We start from the raw sequence: 14986 nt of genomic DNA, 5'->3' as shown, positions 1-14986 counted from the left end.
AAGATTCCCGCTTTCGCAAGAATTATGAAACTAAAGGTCTGTGGAATGAAATATGAGGATAATATCCAAGCTGTTGCTAAACTGCAACCCGACTTTTTGGGCTTTATATTTTATGAAAAATCGGTTAGACAATTCACCACTACTATCCCTAAATTACCAAATACAATTAAAAAAGTTGGTGTTTTTGTGGATGAAAAAATAGAAATCGTATTGGATACGATAAAGAAATTTAACTTGCAAGTAGTTCAATTGCATGGCCATGAGTCGCCAGAATATTGCGCCGCAATAAACCATGTTAACGTCATAAAGGTTTTTAGTATTAAAGACGAATTCAATTTTAACGTGCTTCAACCTTACGAAGAGGTATGCGATTTTTTCTTATTTGATACTAAAGGAAAATTACCTGGAGGCAATGGTTTCAGTTTTAATTGGGATGTTCTTAAAAATTACCCTTCCACCAAACCCTATTTTTTAAGTGGCGGTATTGGCCTAGAAGACATTGAAAAAATTAAAGAATTCAAAAAATATCCTGCTTCAAAATATTGTTATGCTATTGACATTAATAGTAAATTTGAAAGAGAGCCAGGATTAAAAAACATTGAAGAATTAGAAAAGTTTAGGTATGAGTTACAACATTAACGAAAAAGGTTATTACGGAGAGTTTGGAGGCGCATATATTCCAGAAATGCTTTATCCAAATGTAGAGGAATTGCGCCAAAATTATTTAAAAATCATGGCAGAACCCTCATTTCAAGAAGAGTTCAATGCTTTATTAAAGGATTATGTTGGCAGACCTTCTCCACTCTATTTTGCCAAACGACTTTCCGAAAAATACAATACAAAAATATATCTCAAGCGTGAAGACCTCAACCACACTGGAGCTCACAAAATCAATAATACCATAGGTCAAATCCTTATGGCCAAACGTCTCGGTAAAAACAGGATTATTGCCGAAACTGGAGCAGGTCAGCATGGTGTTGCAACAGCAACTGTCTGCGCATTAATGGGCATTGAATGTATCGTTTACATGGGTGAAATTGATATTGCAAGACAGGCACCAAATGTCGCCAGAATGAAAATGTTAGGCGCAACGGTAATTCCCGCTTTGTCCGGAAGTCGGACTTTAAAAGATGCCACCAATGAAGCAATACGTGATTGGATCAACAACCCTGTTGATACACATTATATTATTGGAAGTGTAGTAGGCCCTCATCCTTATCCAGATATGGTGGCCAAGTTTCAGGCTGTGGTTTCTGAAGAGATTAAAAGTCAACTTTTGGAAAAAGAAGGCACAGAAGATCCCGATTATCTCATTGCTTGTGTTGGAGGAGGAAGTAATGCTGCTGGCACTTATTATCACTATCTTGACAACGAAAATGTCCATATCATAGCCGTTGAGGCTGCTGGATTAGGCGTTGATTCTGGAGAAAGTGCTGCAACTTCGGTGCTAGGAAAAGAAGGTATTATTCATGGTAGTAAAACCTTATTAATGCAAACCAATGATGGACAGATTACAGAACCCTATTCCATTTCTGCCGGATTAGATTATCCAGGTGTTGGTCCAATGCATGCTAATTTATATAAAACAGGTCGTGCAGAATTTATAGCCATTACTGATGATGAAGCTATGAAGGCTGGATTCGAACTATGCCAGTTAGAAGGTATTATTCCAGCTATCGAAACTTCTCATGCTTTGGCCGTATTTGAGCACAAAACATTCAAACCAAACGATATCATTGTTCTAAATTTATCTGGTCGTGGTGATAAAGACTTACAGAATTATATTGATTATTTTAAGTTGTAACCAATTTTGATATTGGTTTGTAGCATATAAAATTTAATGCCCACCATATGTCTTGATTTGTATCTAAATTAGATTTATGGATTACGAAAAATATTAGTTTATAAGTCCTATTTTTACACACTTAAAAGTGATATTTTCCATGAAACGATTGATTACGTTCGATGATTTTATTGAAACCTACACAAAGCTCAAACAACGAGGCTTAAGTTTTATTTCTTCAAAATTTAATATCAATAAAATTGAACGTGCAAAGACAGCTTTTAATCATGAAAATATTCAAGCTGCCAATTGGTGGATTATTCCAAAGGTGAAAGAACGATGGCATGAGCTCATAACTGGAGATAAGGATTTAGGCATTGAAAAATTTACTGTTGATAAGTTTTTAAAAGATAAGCAAAACTTAAAAATGCTATCCTTAGGAAGTGGTGATTGTTCGTCAGAACTTGCGTTTGCTGAACATTCTATTTTCGAAGAAATTATTTGTACCGATATTGCCGATAAACCTTTTATCAAGGCCAAACAAATAGCAAAAGATAACGAATGGCATCATATTAAATTCCGGATTCAAGACGCAAATAAACTTTCACAATTAAAAACTAAGTTTGATATTATATATTTTAAAGCTTCTTTACATCATTTTACCGAAATTGAGTCGCTATTAGGACACCAAATAAAACAACTCTTAAAGCCCGAAGGATTTCTTATCATCAATGAATACGCTGGCCCTACAAGGCTTCAATTCCCAAAAGAACAAATTTCGGCTATAAATAAAGCTTTAAAATTAATACCTAAACCTCTTAGGAAACGTTATAAACTTAACGTATACAAAAATAAAGTTTATGGACCAGGACTCATTAGGATGATATTAGCTGATCCTTCCGAATGTGTAGATTCAGCAAGTATAATACCAGCACTTCGTAAAAATTATTCAACTGTATATGAAGCGGGTTATGGAGGGAATATCCTTGCACTTACCCTTAAGGATATAGCACATCATTTCATGGACCTCAACGATGAAAAGACTAATATTCTTAATCAATTATTTGAATATGAAGATAATTATTTGAAAAAACACCCAAGTGACCATATCTTTGGTATATACAAACCCAATACCATTTAAATTTTCTATTTAATATATGTCAGACTCAATTTTAAAACTAAAAGATGCAACTATCTACCAAGGAGACAGTATGGTACTATCTAAGGTAAACGTAGAAATGCAAAAAGGTGATTTTGTTTATCTCATAGGAAAAACGGGAAGCGGCAAAAGTAGTTTTATGAAAACGCTTTATGGTGATTTACAATTGACCGAAGGTGAAGGTTCTGTGGTTGATTTTAATCTAAAAACCATGAAGGAAAATGATATTCCGTTTTTAAGACGAAAATTGGGTATTGTTTTTCAAGATTTCAAGTTATTGCCAGATCGCACTATTATTGGTAATTTAGAATTTGTGTTAAAAGCCACTGGCTGGAAAGAAAAGGATAGAATTAAAGATCGTATTGATTCTGTTTTAGATAAAGTAGCCATGAAAACTAAAGGTTTTAAATATCCACATGAACTTTCTGGTGGAGAGCAACAGCGTATTGCCATTGCTCGTGCATTATTGAATGACCCTGAACTTATCTTAGCCGATGAACCAACAGGAAACTTAGATCCACAAACTAGTATAGAGGTTATGGAAGTTTTGCAAGACATTAATAAAAACGGTAATACTATTTTAATGGCAACCCATGACTATGCTTTGCTTTTAAAATACCCAAGTAAAACCTTGAAGTGCGACGAAAACAAGGTTTTTGAAGTTGTGCAACGTAAGAGTTAACTTAATGAACTCGTCTAAACTTTTTCAATGTATACTAGTTTAAAAAGAATAGCTAAACTAATTGTTCCAAAACAACTATTACAGAAAAATGAGTTCTTTTTCAGAAAACTCGTTAGCTTAAGATATAAAGGCGATAAGTATCAATGCAATATTTGCCATTTCAATCTAAATCGTTTTGTAAATCTCGATGATCACGATTTATTATGTCCAAACTGTGGCAGTAGGAGTCGCACGCGTAGACTATACAAATTACTAAATGAAGCTAATATACTCAAAGGCACTATTTTGCATTTTTCGCCTCCACGTTCGCTTTCAGAAAGATTAAGGAAGATTGAAGATATCAGCTATTATAGTTCAGACTATGAAAACGAATTTATTGCTGATTATAGTTACGATATTACGGCAATTGACAGTGAATCCAATTTTTTTGATCTCGTTATTTGTTATCATGTGTTAGAACATATTAATGAAGACCTTAAGGCAATGTCAGAATTGTATCGCGTTCTTAAACCCAATGGAATCTGTTATATACAAACACCATTTAAGAATGGAAATATTTATGAAGACACAAGCATTACATCCGAAGACGCTCGAAAAACAGCTTTTGGACAAGAAGACCATGTTAGAATTTATTCAATCAAGGGTTTACAAAATCGGTTAGAATCTGTTGGTTTTAGAGTTGAAATTATGACCTTTGAAAATAATAGTTCTGAAACCTTTGGATTGAAACCTGAAACTATATTAATTGGTAAAAAATAAGTTTGGTATCCAACTGATGTATTTCAAGTTAAAACCTTGCAAATAGTTATGATTTCTATATTAATCCCTGTTTACAATTATAATATTTTAGAGCTTGTTTCTGAAATACACAGTCAGCTATCTAAAACAACAAAACCTTTTGAAATATTGTGTTTAGACGACTGTTCCAGTAATCTATCAATTCAGGAAAACAATAAAAATATAAACGCACTTCCTTTTTGTAAGTATACTATTCTTCCTAAAAACATTGGACGTAGTGCCATAAGAAACAAGTTGGCTCAAAGTGCCAAATACGATTGGTGTCTTTTTTTAGATGCCGATGTCATGCCAAAGCATAAAAATTTTATTGACTTATACCTTAACTCTATTTCAAAAAAATCGGAGATTATATATGGAGGTATATTGTATCCTGAAAACCGCGTTAACGATAGCCATTTATTGCGATGGATTTATGGAAAAGAAAGAGAGGCACTAGCATATAAACAACGTAATAAAAACAAATATTTGAGTTTTTTAACCTTAAGCTTCCTAATACATAAAAGCGTTTTTAACAAGGTAAGTTTTAATGAAGACATTCCTAACTTGAGACACGAGGATACTTTATTTTCCTATAATTTAAAAGAGCGCAATATTGAGATTGAACATATTGAGAATCCTGTTTATCATCTAGGAATTGAAAGCAGTGAAACATTTTTACAAAAATCTTTAGATTCCGTAGCGGCCATAGATTTATTTGTGAAGCAAGATTTACTACCAACTAACTATACGCGTATCACAAAAATGTATGCTAATATTGAAAATAAAGGCATTTCGAAAGTGCTTTCCACTTTTTATATCAAATATCAAGGTGCCTTTAGAAAAAATTTATTAGGAAAAAAACCATCACTCAAGATTTTTGATTTCTACCGATTAACGTATTATTGTTATTTAAACTCAAAAAAATAATGGCTTTTTTCTCTGTAATCATTTCCGTTTATAATAAAGAAAAGTACATTAAGCATACTATTGAAAGTGTTTTAAATCAGACGTTCTCAGATTTTGAAATACTAATTGTTAATGATGGCTCTACTGATAAAAGTGAAGCGGTAATCAAATCAATTGAAGACCAACGGATTAGGCTCATTACCACTCAAAACAAAGGTGCATCACAAGCCAGGAACACGGGAATGAAAGAAGCATCATCAAATTATATAGCGCTTTTAGATGGTGATGACACTTGGGACACCTCATATTTGCAACATATGTATGATGCTATATGCAAATTTCCAGAAATTAAAATTTTTACAGCAGGTGTATCACAGAAATATAATGATAAAGTTGTTGCTGTTGAATACAGCTTTAATCCCACAGAACTTTATAGTAAACATAATTATTTTAAAGCGAGTAAGAAATATACACTTATTACAAGTTCGAGTGTCGTTTTTCACGAATCTATTTTAGTAAAAACCGGTCTTTTTGACACCTCGCTAATCAGCGGTGAAGATACTGATCTATGGATTAGATTTGGTTTACATTTTGACATTCTTTATATAAATAAGCGATTAGCAACTTATAATTATGATGTTTCCAGTTTATCCAGTACATCTTTTGATTTGAATAAAAAACCAAAGTTTGATAAGTATTTTGACCAAGAAAAAGAAAATCCATTTTTAAAAAAGTTCTTGGACAGAAATCGGTATGCCATGGCTATCCTTAGTAAACTACAAGATGACAAAGAGAATTTCTTGTATTTTACATCGCATTTAAATACGTCTAACATTAGCCAAAGACAAAGATTATTGATAAATACTCCTAAATGGCTCTTAATATTATTCCTTAAAATACAATCATTTAAAGGAGTGCGGATGGATTACCCTCACAGCTGATTGATAAAACCCTCATAATCACGGATATACTCAGACTCATCATATTCTGTTGAAGCCAAAACCAAACATACAGAACCTGAAGAAAAATCATCTATTTCCCTCCAAATGCCTGTAGGCAAATACAATCCTTGATTGGGTTTGTTGAGCATTATTCGTTTTTTGGTTTTGCCATCGTCTAGTGTAACCTCAAAACTACCACTCAAAGCAATGATTACCGATTGTTGCTCTTTGTGAGCATGACCTCCTCTATAACTATCGCTAGGCACATCATATAAATAATAAACGCGTTGAATGGAAAACGGAATGGTGTCTTTTTCTATTACTGCTAAAAATCCGCGTTCGTCATGTACTTTAGGGATTTCTAATATTCTAACGTTGTCTATAGTATTCATATTTCTATTTTACCTTAATATAGATTGCCATTGTTTTGCAATATTTTCCTCGGAAAAATGTGCCACACTAGATTGAGAGTTCTGTTTACAATGTAAGTATAATTCTTTATCCGTAACAAGTCGGTTCATAGCAGTTGCCAATGCGTCTAAATTGTAATTTTCTATCAATAAGCCATTATGATTGTTTTCAATAATCTCATTAGGTCCAGATTTACAATCTACGGAAATCACTGGTGTACCGAGCGCCAAAGATTCTATAATTGACCTAGGAAATCCTTCGTACCTACTGGTTAACACTGTAAATAATGCTGACTTAACGATTGAAGATGGATCTGGATTGTAAGATACAAATTCTACTTTAGTGCTTAATCCTAAAACTTCAGACTTCTTTTTTAGTTTATCTAAGTCTTCGCCATTACCTAAAATTTTAAGTTTAATATTTTGACTCGGTAATTTTGATTTTGAATATCCTTCTAGCAATAACGAAACATTTTTTACATCATCCTCTAAGCGTCCAAAAAACAGAATATAATTTCCCTTATCCTTTAGTTCTTTAACATCGTCTTCAAATTTAATAGAATTATAAATTGATAATACATTTTTTAATTTATAAACTGAATGAATCTTTTTAGCAATTGCTTTAGAAACGCCAACAATTTTATAAGCATTGGTATACAGTAATTTTCCTAAAAACTTATTTGGATGGATATAATGATCAATTTTATAACTATGTACACAATAAATAGTTCTTTTAGGATTATAGATGAATTTGGATATAATCAATTCCTTTAAAAAACCAATACGTACTCTGTTATCAATGACATAATCAAAATCGTGTTCTTTTAAATAGGCTTTAAAAACCCTTAATCGATTCAGTCTTCCGAAGATAGAATCATTTTCATCTTTTAGCTCTCCTAAATTGAGCATTTCTCCCTTGTAAGGAAATTCAATCGCATTGAGCACGCTAACCACATGAACATCATAACCAACATCATAAAGAATTTGAGATAATAGGCCAGCGCAACGTTCGGCACCTCCATCTGCCAGAGACAATGTAACAATACAAATCTTTTTATTATTGCCTTTTAGCATTAACTAGTATCTTTGAGAACAAATGTAAGGATATATATGAAACATACATATTTGAACAATGTCCACTCAAATATAAGGTTAATCAAATGCTTCAAATACATTATTAAAATCAATACCATAAACGCATGAAGGTTTTGTTAGTCGGTGAATATAATAGGTCACATCGCTATTTAAAAGAAGGGCTGTTGAGTTTAGGACATGACGCTGTTGTTGTCGGTCTGGACGATGGGTTTAAAAAAATTAATGTTGATATTGAGATATCCCAAAAATTTCGATTAGGATTATTAAAAAAAGTTAGATCTCTATTAATAAAATTATTTAATGTTGATTTGCATTTTCTTCAGGTAAAAAAGCAATTGCTAAAAAATAAAAAGCAACTTAGCAGCTATGATGTTGTCCAATTTATAAATGAATCTTCTTTTCTCTGTTTACCTGAAGATGAAAAGAAAATCTTTGATTTACTAAGTCGCTGGAATTCCAAAATTTTTCTGTTATCCTGTGGTACGGATTACCCTAGTGTAAAATTTGCAATGGAAAAAAAATTCAGGTACTCTATACTTACGCCCTATTTTGAGGGACGTGTGAAACCTGCAGATTTCTCGTTGGGACTAAAATATTTGACACCAGGATTTGTGAAATTGCACCATCATATTTACGATAATAGTGTTGGGGTCATCTCTTCTGATCTCGATTATTATCTACCACTAACAGGCCATAAAAAACATTTAGGTATGATTCCTCACGTTATCAATGTGGATAGCATTACTTATATGGAACCTGTAATAAAAGATAAGATAATTATATTTCACGGCATCAACAGAAGTAATTACTACAAAAAAGGAAATGACATTTTTGAAGCTGCTCTAGACCTCATTAAAACTAAATATGAAAATAAAATCACTATAATCCAAGTCGAAAATTTACCTTATAAAGATTATATCACCACATTTGATACTGCACATATTCTACTTGATCAAGTTTATGCCTACGATCAAGGTTATAATGCTTTAGAAGCAATGGCAAAAGGCAAAGTGGTATTTACTGGCGCAGAACAAGAATGGCTAGATTATTACCAATTGGAAGAAGATACTGTTGCCATTAATGCACTTCCAAATGCAAAGCAAATAGCCTCTGAATTAGAATGGCTCATTGAAAATCCGGAAAAAATTATTGAAATATCAAAGAATGCACGACAGTTTGTTGAAACGCATCATAATCATATAACCAATGCCAAATTATTCCTGAAAAAATGGGCTTAATTATTTTGCTTCGGAAAGCGTAGTTCTAAGGAAACCCGTGTTATATCAACATTTTCATTTACGGCAGCACCATGTATTAGAAATGGAGAAAACACTAATGCTTCACGTTCTTTAGGGTTAGGTCTTTTCATATTGATCACGCCTGATTTTGTTTCCAATATACAGGGCACATAATAAATATTGCCGTTAATTTTCGCACCCTTACTTTCGGTTCTTAAAATTTCATTTTCAGGAATCAAATGACTTTCTGGCATCACTGGTAAAGATGATTTTTCGTTACAGCCTGCAATGGGTAACCAAACATTTATAATATCTTCCCAATAACTCAAATAACCATCTCTGTGCGGCGGATTTATATCTAAAGAATTTGGTCTGCTAATTCGTATTTGTATATGTGATTTTTTTAGCTCTTCTACATAGGAAGTCAACTTGTAGCCCAAAATATCTCCAAACCGTTTAGCCAATTGGTCGATATCAAAATCAAAATCAGAAGTTTCAAGATTACGGGTTATATCTATCACTTGATTATGAAGCGCATTAGTGGTTACATATTTATGATAATTCTTTAAATCAAATTTTTCATCATCAACAACTATTTTATTAGCCGTTAAAGCGTCAATAATTATTTTTTTTACAGAATTTTGAAGTTTTAAAAAATCATCTTTCTCAAATGCTTCAACAATACTATAACCTTGATTCTCCCATGGCATTTTAGATAATACATTATCCTTTTCAGGATAAAGCAATTCTGGTTTTCCCCAAAAAAAATCACCTTCAACCTTAAATTCAAAGGGTTTATTATCAATATATAATTTACATATTTTCTCCATCATCATTTTTTTCCTTTTGGTTATCAAAGTAATTTTTAATAATAAATATAACCATTACAAAATATATGATATACCTCACAAAATGGGCAATCACAATACCTTCAGTACCGTAATATTGAATAAACACTTTTGAAAGCACAAAAAACAGCGCTAAAGAAATTATTTCAGTAATCACAAATCCTTTAACCATACGCTTGGCTAAAAATTGATGGGACAATACCAAAGCGCCCAACCTTATAAAATCACCCAACAATTGCCACTTGAATAAAGGTTCCATACCTGTAAAATCCGGATAAATAAGTTCAATAATGTAATGTCTAAAAACATAAACCAAAACCATTCCCAATCCAAAAATGGGTAAAATGGTTTTATATATGCTGACTACTTCGTTCTTAAATTCACGTTTCGTATGGATACTTGCGAATTTTGGCAGTACATATAAGGTAAACAACCCTGTGGCAAAAACCATATAATTTTTAGAAATAAAGGTTACCGCTGTCCAGTATCCAGCTTCATTAATGTTCAATTCATCCGTGATTAAGGTTCTTATATTTAACTCAATATAATTTAAAAGAAACGTGGAAATAAAGGACATCAAAGTAAATGCTAATAACTTATTCCTATAGATAAGATTAAGACTTAATGATTTAAACGGCACATAAGTTTTCAATATTTTGCCAAATACAAAAGCCAAAACAATCAGTTGAATAACTGGTGCAAAAGCAATGGCAATAAGCACACCTTTCAATTCTGAGCTGTAAAGTCCAATAATAAGTGCGACGGTTGCCAAAAGGTAACTGATCAATTCAATCTTAGCATAGCGTTTATAATCAGACAAACCGCTAACTACAGCATTGACCACACGACCAATGGCAATAAACGGAACAATAACGGCTAAAAGTTGAAAAATATAAATGTATTCCGACGAGTTAAATAAGTAATCGGAAAAAAATGAAGCTCCAATAAACAATACTACTGCAGAACACAACGAACCTAGAATAATAAAAACGGTAACCGTAGAAAATAGCTTGGAAAGCTCTGGTTGGTCTTTTTTAAATTCAGCGACATATTTAACAATTCCAGTAAACGTTCCTAGAGTTGCCGTACTCGTAAGCATTGCCATAACATTCCGTACTTGCCCAATACTTGCTATACCAGCTTCACCAACCATTACCGCCAACAATCGTTGCACAATTGCCGAAACAACTAACCGAACGGCAATTACCAAAGCGTTAAGCGATGTAATTTTAAGTACTATATTATTGCTAATAAATTTTGGAAGCTTCAATAAGTTGTTAGTTGTTAGTTGTTAGTTGTTAGTTGTTAGTTGTTAGTTGTTAGTAAATTATAGTCCTTAATCTTTTTTCTTTTTTCTAAAGTCAATGTTCTTTTATAATATCCTCATTATTCCGCATTCTTGGCTCTCAGTTCTATTCCTTAATCTAAGTTATTACACAAAAGACACTAAGCAGGCACAAAGTTTTATCACGAAAGTTCTTGGCAGTAAAAGTGCAAATTTCACCTTGAACGTTATGTCATACTTTTTACTTCGTACTTATTACTTATTACTTTACTTACTACTTCCAGTTTCATACTTCACGCTCAATATTTATCCAAACCTTTTTCGTCCAATACACCAAATAAGGAACTGCTAAATAGCAGTACTATAATTCCGAAATACATAACATAGCTCAAACAATGACCCATTACCGCTCCTTTAACTCCAAAATCGTCAATAAGATAAATACTGGAGACATACATGATGACGAATAAAAATATTTCTAAAATAATAAAATGGGTAAACATCTTTTTTGCCAAAAACTGATAGGCAATAACCAATGAGAGGACGCGAGCAATATCACCTAAAATCTGATAACCAAATAAATTTTCAACAGGTCTAAAATCTTCTGTAAATAATATAGTTATCAAAAATGACCGACTTAAATAAATAATCAGTAATAGTAATAAAAATACAGGCATAATAGTTTTGTAGAAACTAAATACTTCTTTTCTAAATTCTCGTTTTGAATTGATTTCAGAATACCGAGGCAAAATATAAAGCGCCATCAGCGAATTAAAAAACATGAGATAATAATCTGAAACGCGTGTCATGGCCGTCCAATAGCCTGCGGCTTTTATGCCTATTTCATCAATGAGATAATTTCTAATAATGATCATTACGATTGGCATTGCGATGGCGCTTACCAAAGCCATTATCATATAAGGTCCCAATTTATTCAAGACCGAAAAACTGACTCGTGTAATCTTAATAGAAGAGATTAAACTTTTTCTAAAGGCAATACCAACTATGGTTATGAGTAAATTAAGTGCTGGTGTTACCACGATAGCGAGCAACGCACCATCAATATTTTCATCATATATGAGCAGTAAGGTCACTAAAAGTCCTAAGATCTGACCAAGAATATTTATAAGAAGTAAATATTTGTGTTTAGAAAACCCATTCAAAATGGAAAAGGCAAACATATTTAAAGCATAAAACGGCAGTACAATAGCAAGTGTTTTTATGATATAGATGTAATTGTAATTTGAAGAAAACAATACATTATTAATCCACTCGGCATTATAGTAACATAGAAACGCCAAAAAAACAGAAGTGAAAAAACCGAAATAAAAAACCGTAGATAATGTTTTGGTAAGCTCTGCGACATCATTCTTAACTTGGCTTATCACTTTAACAACACCTTTATAAAGTCCAGAAATAGCCATAGACTGAATGGCACTTAAAAAATTCCTCAAATTCCCAATAAGTGCCATTCCTTGCGGTCCAATATAAACCGCAATAAACTTAGAAACAAGAATACCAGCCACAATTCTAAGACTAATATTAGCCATGTTTAGACTCGCTGCTTTTACTAAAACTTCGGTATTGATATAAGTAAAAAACTTTTTCAACTAGTAGGTGTTTAAAACGTCTATGACCGTTTGAATCTCTTTATCTGTCAACACAGGACTCATAGGCAAACTTATAATTCTTTTATGAATCTTTTCAGTAAGTGCAAAATTAAAATGCGAAAATGATTGTAAGGCTTTTTGCTCATGTGGTGGAATTGGATAATGGATTAACCATTCTATGTTATGTTTTTCCAAAAAATTTATAAAATGGTCTCTATCGGCAACTTCAATCACAAAAGCATAAAACACATGATTTTCTGAACCATCATAATATGGTAATTTTAATTTTGAATTGTGAATACCATTCAAATATGCTTTTGCAATTGCACGTCGTCTTTGGTTGTCTTTATCTAAAGATTTTAATTTAATGCTCAAAAAAGCCGCTTGCATATCATCTAAACGACTATTGAAACCAATTATTTTATTAGTGTACTTTACTTCACTTCCGTAATTACGCAATAGTTTTAAGACTTCAACTAATTCTGAATCGTTTGTGGTCACAGCACCTCCATCGCCAAGAGCTCCAAGATTTTTACTTGGATAGAAGCTAAAGGCTGCGGCATGAGAGAGGTTTCCGGCTCTTAGTGAATTTGAATTTGAAATTGAACCCGAATTTGAATTAGAATTTGAAACGTCTCGTATAGCTTTTGGCTTTTGGTTTTTGACTTTTGGCTTGGCGTCCTTATAGATATCGGAATTGGAATTTGAATTTTCAATCGTGGAATTTGCTTCAGCACCATGCGCTTGTGCCGCATCTTCAATTAAAAGGCAATTATAAATTTTTGCTATTTTATTAAAGTTTTCCACATCTGCCAATTGACCATATAAATGCACCATAACAATTGCCTTAGCGTCAACAAATATCGCTTTATCAGTATCAACAGAAATGTTATAAGTATCAGGATTGGGCTCTACCAAAACAGGAACTAATTCCGCATGTAAAACAGATAATATGGTTGCGATAAATGTATTTGCTGGGACTACTACCCTATCTCCCTTCTCCAATTTTCCTAAATGAATGTAACCTTTTAAAATCAAGGTTAGCGCATCCAATCCGTTGGCGGTACCCACACAATATGTTGTACCACAATAGGCTGCGAATTCATTTTCGAATTTGGTAACATTATTCCCTAAAATAAAATGGGCATCGTCTAAAGATTTACTAAACGCTGCTTGAAACGCATCACGAAAACGATTATTGATTTTATGTAGATCGAGGAATTTAATCATATTAAAGTATCGTCTAACAATTTATAATTTTTCGTCTCCATTTTATAAAATCCTTGTGGAATTGATCGTGCTCCAAAACCTTCTTTCCAAAATAGTAAGCCTTTATTGATCTGTTGACCTAAGTTGATATTGGACGTACCAAAATCGAAATACGGTTTATCTCCATAGACATTTTCAATAAGATGATGGTGTAAACAATCTAAACTTCCCAATTCGTTGTTATCTTCATTGCCGGAAATATATTGGCAATGTGCTACATTTTCAGTTTCAAAAATGGTTACTCCGGCGACAATCTTTTCATTATGAAACACATTAAACTGTCTAATATGGTTTGGAAATCTGGATTTTAAAAGTGTCATTTCTTCCAAACTATGAACGGGTTTCACGTTGTGCCTTGTTTCTAAATTCGGGATAAGAATTTGATTCCAAAATGATTCAAAAGCATCAGATTCTTCAACTTTTAAATTCGATTTACCAGCTCTTTTTACACCTTCCTTTCTACTGTTTGAATACGATTTGTAAGCCGTACTGACAACGGAGTGCAAATCAGTTCTTAATAATTCGGCTTTCATTTTAAATAATACATAAGCCAATGGATTATTAGACTGATTGTGCAGATATATGGCTGGAAGTTCTTTTAAGGTTAAACTGTTAATCTCACTACTATTTAAAAATTCCAATACAGCCCGAAACACTCTAATAAAATCGGTTGTTTTTAATTCTTTGGAATAAATGAGACTTCCATAAGTTAAGCCTTGATGGGAATAGACAGCGTCCTCAACCAAATTAGCAGGCAACATCGCCATTAGTTTATCTTTTTTATAGACCATCAATGAAAAATCACGAAAGGTATGGCTGTGATAATCCATAAAATCCCGCTGGAACAAAAACGTATCTTGATTGCTTTTTAGGGCAAAACTGTTCCAGGTTTCTTTTTCTGAAGATTTATATAAAGTGACTTTGTAATCTGCCATCAATCAAAAATAATTCTAATTATCTATTAAGCCCAATGAATTCAAAAT

15 protein-coding genes are annotated in these 14986 nt (G+C 32.7%); 8 read left to right on the top strand and 7 right to left on the bottom strand.

Annotated features, from left to right (window positions below; all coding sequences use genetic code 11):
* Positions 1-24 precede the first annotated feature (24 nt).
* The 7 genes from HM990_RS04235 (at position 25) to HM990_RS04205 (ending at position 6248) form a co-directional block, all read left to right on the top strand.
* On the top strand, positions 25-639 hold the full coding sequence (locus HM990_RS04235; RefSeq protein WP_178987748.1) for a phosphoribosylanthranilate isomerase: 615 nt from the start codon (positions 25-27) through the stop codon (positions 637-639).
* On the top strand, positions 623-1804 hold the full coding sequence (trpB, locus tag HM990_RS04230; protein WP_178987747.1) for a tryptophan synthase subunit beta: 1182 nt from the start codon (positions 623-625) through the stop codon (positions 1802-1804). The genes HM990_RS04235 and trpB overlap by 17 nt, the downstream gene beginning before the upstream one ends.
* Before the next feature lie 139 nt (positions 1805-1943).
* Positions 1944-2924, top strand: coding sequence for a class I SAM-dependent methyltransferase (locus tag HM990_RS04225; RefSeq protein ID WP_178987746.1), 981 nt, complete (start codon positions 1944-1946; stop codon positions 2922-2924).
* Positions 2925-2940: 16 nt separating this feature from the next.
* Complete coding sequence (locus HM990_RS04220; RefSeq protein WP_178987745.1) at positions 2941-3624, top strand: cell division ATP-binding protein FtsE; 684 nt, start codon at positions 2941-2943, stop codon at positions 3622-3624.
* Positions 3625-3651: 27 nt separating this feature from the next.
* A complete protein-coding gene (locus HM990_RS04215; RefSeq protein ID WP_178987744.1) occupies positions 3652-4383 on the top strand; it encodes a class I SAM-dependent methyltransferase in 732 nt (243 codons plus the stop codon).
* 48 nt (positions 4384-4431) lie between these two features.
* A complete protein-coding gene (locus HM990_RS04210) occupies positions 4432-5328 on the top strand; it encodes a glycosyltransferase family 2 protein (RefSeq protein WP_178987743.1) in 897 nt (298 codons plus the stop codon).
* Positions 5328-6248: a glycosyltransferase family 2 protein gene (locus HM990_RS04205; RefSeq protein ID WP_178987742.1), complete on the top strand. Its 921-nt coding sequence runs from the start codon at positions 5328-5330 to the stop codon at positions 6246-6248. Before HM990_RS04210 ends, HM990_RS04205 begins: the two co-directional genes overlap by 1 nt.
* Here HM990_RS04205 and HM990_RS04200 read toward each other — a convergent pair.
* Both HM990_RS04200 and HM990_RS04195 read right to left on the bottom strand, forming a co-directional pair.
* The gene (locus HM990_RS04200; RefSeq protein ID WP_178987741.1) at positions 6239-6640 is read right to left on the bottom strand and encodes a sugar 3,4-ketoisomerase; all 402 of its coding nucleotides are present in this window, start codon (positions 6638-6640) and stop codon (positions 6239-6241) included. The two genes, HM990_RS04205 and HM990_RS04200, sit on opposite strands and share 10 nt — an antisense overlap.
* 9 nt (positions 6641-6649) lie before the next feature.
* Complete coding sequence (locus HM990_RS04195; protein WP_178987740.1) at positions 6650-7732, bottom strand: glycosyltransferase; 1083 nt, start codon at positions 7730-7732, stop codon at positions 6650-6652.
* A 125-nt stretch (positions 7733-7857) separates the two neighbouring features.
* Between HM990_RS04195 and HM990_RS04190 the strand changes: the two genes are divergently transcribed.
* Positions 7858-8991: a glycosyltransferase gene (locus tag HM990_RS04190; RefSeq protein ID WP_178987739.1), complete on the top strand. Its 1134-nt coding sequence runs from the start codon at positions 7858-7860 to the stop codon at positions 8989-8991.
* Here HM990_RS04190 and HM990_RS04185 read toward each other — a convergent pair.
* The 5 genes from HM990_RS04185 to HM990_RS04165 all read right to left on the bottom strand — a co-directional run bounded on the left by HM990_RS04185 (position 8988) and on the right by HM990_RS04165 (position 14938).
* Positions 8988-9827 carry a phytanoyl-CoA dioxygenase gene (locus HM990_RS04185; RefSeq protein WP_178987738.1) on the bottom strand — a complete coding sequence of 280 codons (840 nt, stop codon included), beginning with the start codon at positions 9825-9827 and terminating at the stop codon, positions 8988-8990. The two genes, HM990_RS04190 and HM990_RS04185, sit on opposite strands and share 4 nt — an antisense overlap.
* The gene (locus HM990_RS04180) at positions 9805-11109 is read right to left on the bottom strand and encodes an O-antigen translocase (protein ID WP_178987737.1); all 1305 of its coding nucleotides are present in this window, start codon (positions 11107-11109) and stop codon (positions 9805-9807) included. Before HM990_RS04180 ends, HM990_RS04185 begins: the two co-directional genes overlap by 23 nt.
* A gap of 314 nt (positions 11110-11423) precedes the next feature.
* Entirely contained in the window at positions 11424-12734 is a 1311-nt protein-coding gene (locus HM990_RS04175) for an O-antigen translocase (RefSeq protein WP_178987736.1), read from the bottom strand.
* A complete protein-coding gene (locus HM990_RS04170) occupies positions 12735-13964 on the bottom strand; it encodes a DegT/DnrJ/EryC1/StrS family aminotransferase (protein WP_178987735.1) in 1230 nt (409 codons plus the stop codon).
* Entirely contained in the window at positions 13961-14938 is a 978-nt protein-coding gene (locus tag HM990_RS04165) for a GNAT family N-acetyltransferase (protein ID WP_178987734.1), read from the bottom strand. The genes HM990_RS04170 and HM990_RS04165 overlap by 4 nt, the downstream gene beginning before the upstream one ends.
* Between the last annotated feature and the right edge of the window lie 48 nt (positions 14939-14986).

The organism is Winogradskyella schleiferi, from assembly GCF_013394655.1.
Taxonomy (GTDB): Bacteria; Bacteroidota; Bacteroidia; order Flavobacteriales; family Flavobacteriaceae; genus Winogradskyella; species Winogradskyella schleiferi.
This window is presented reverse-complemented; position numbering and strand designations above follow the sequence as displayed.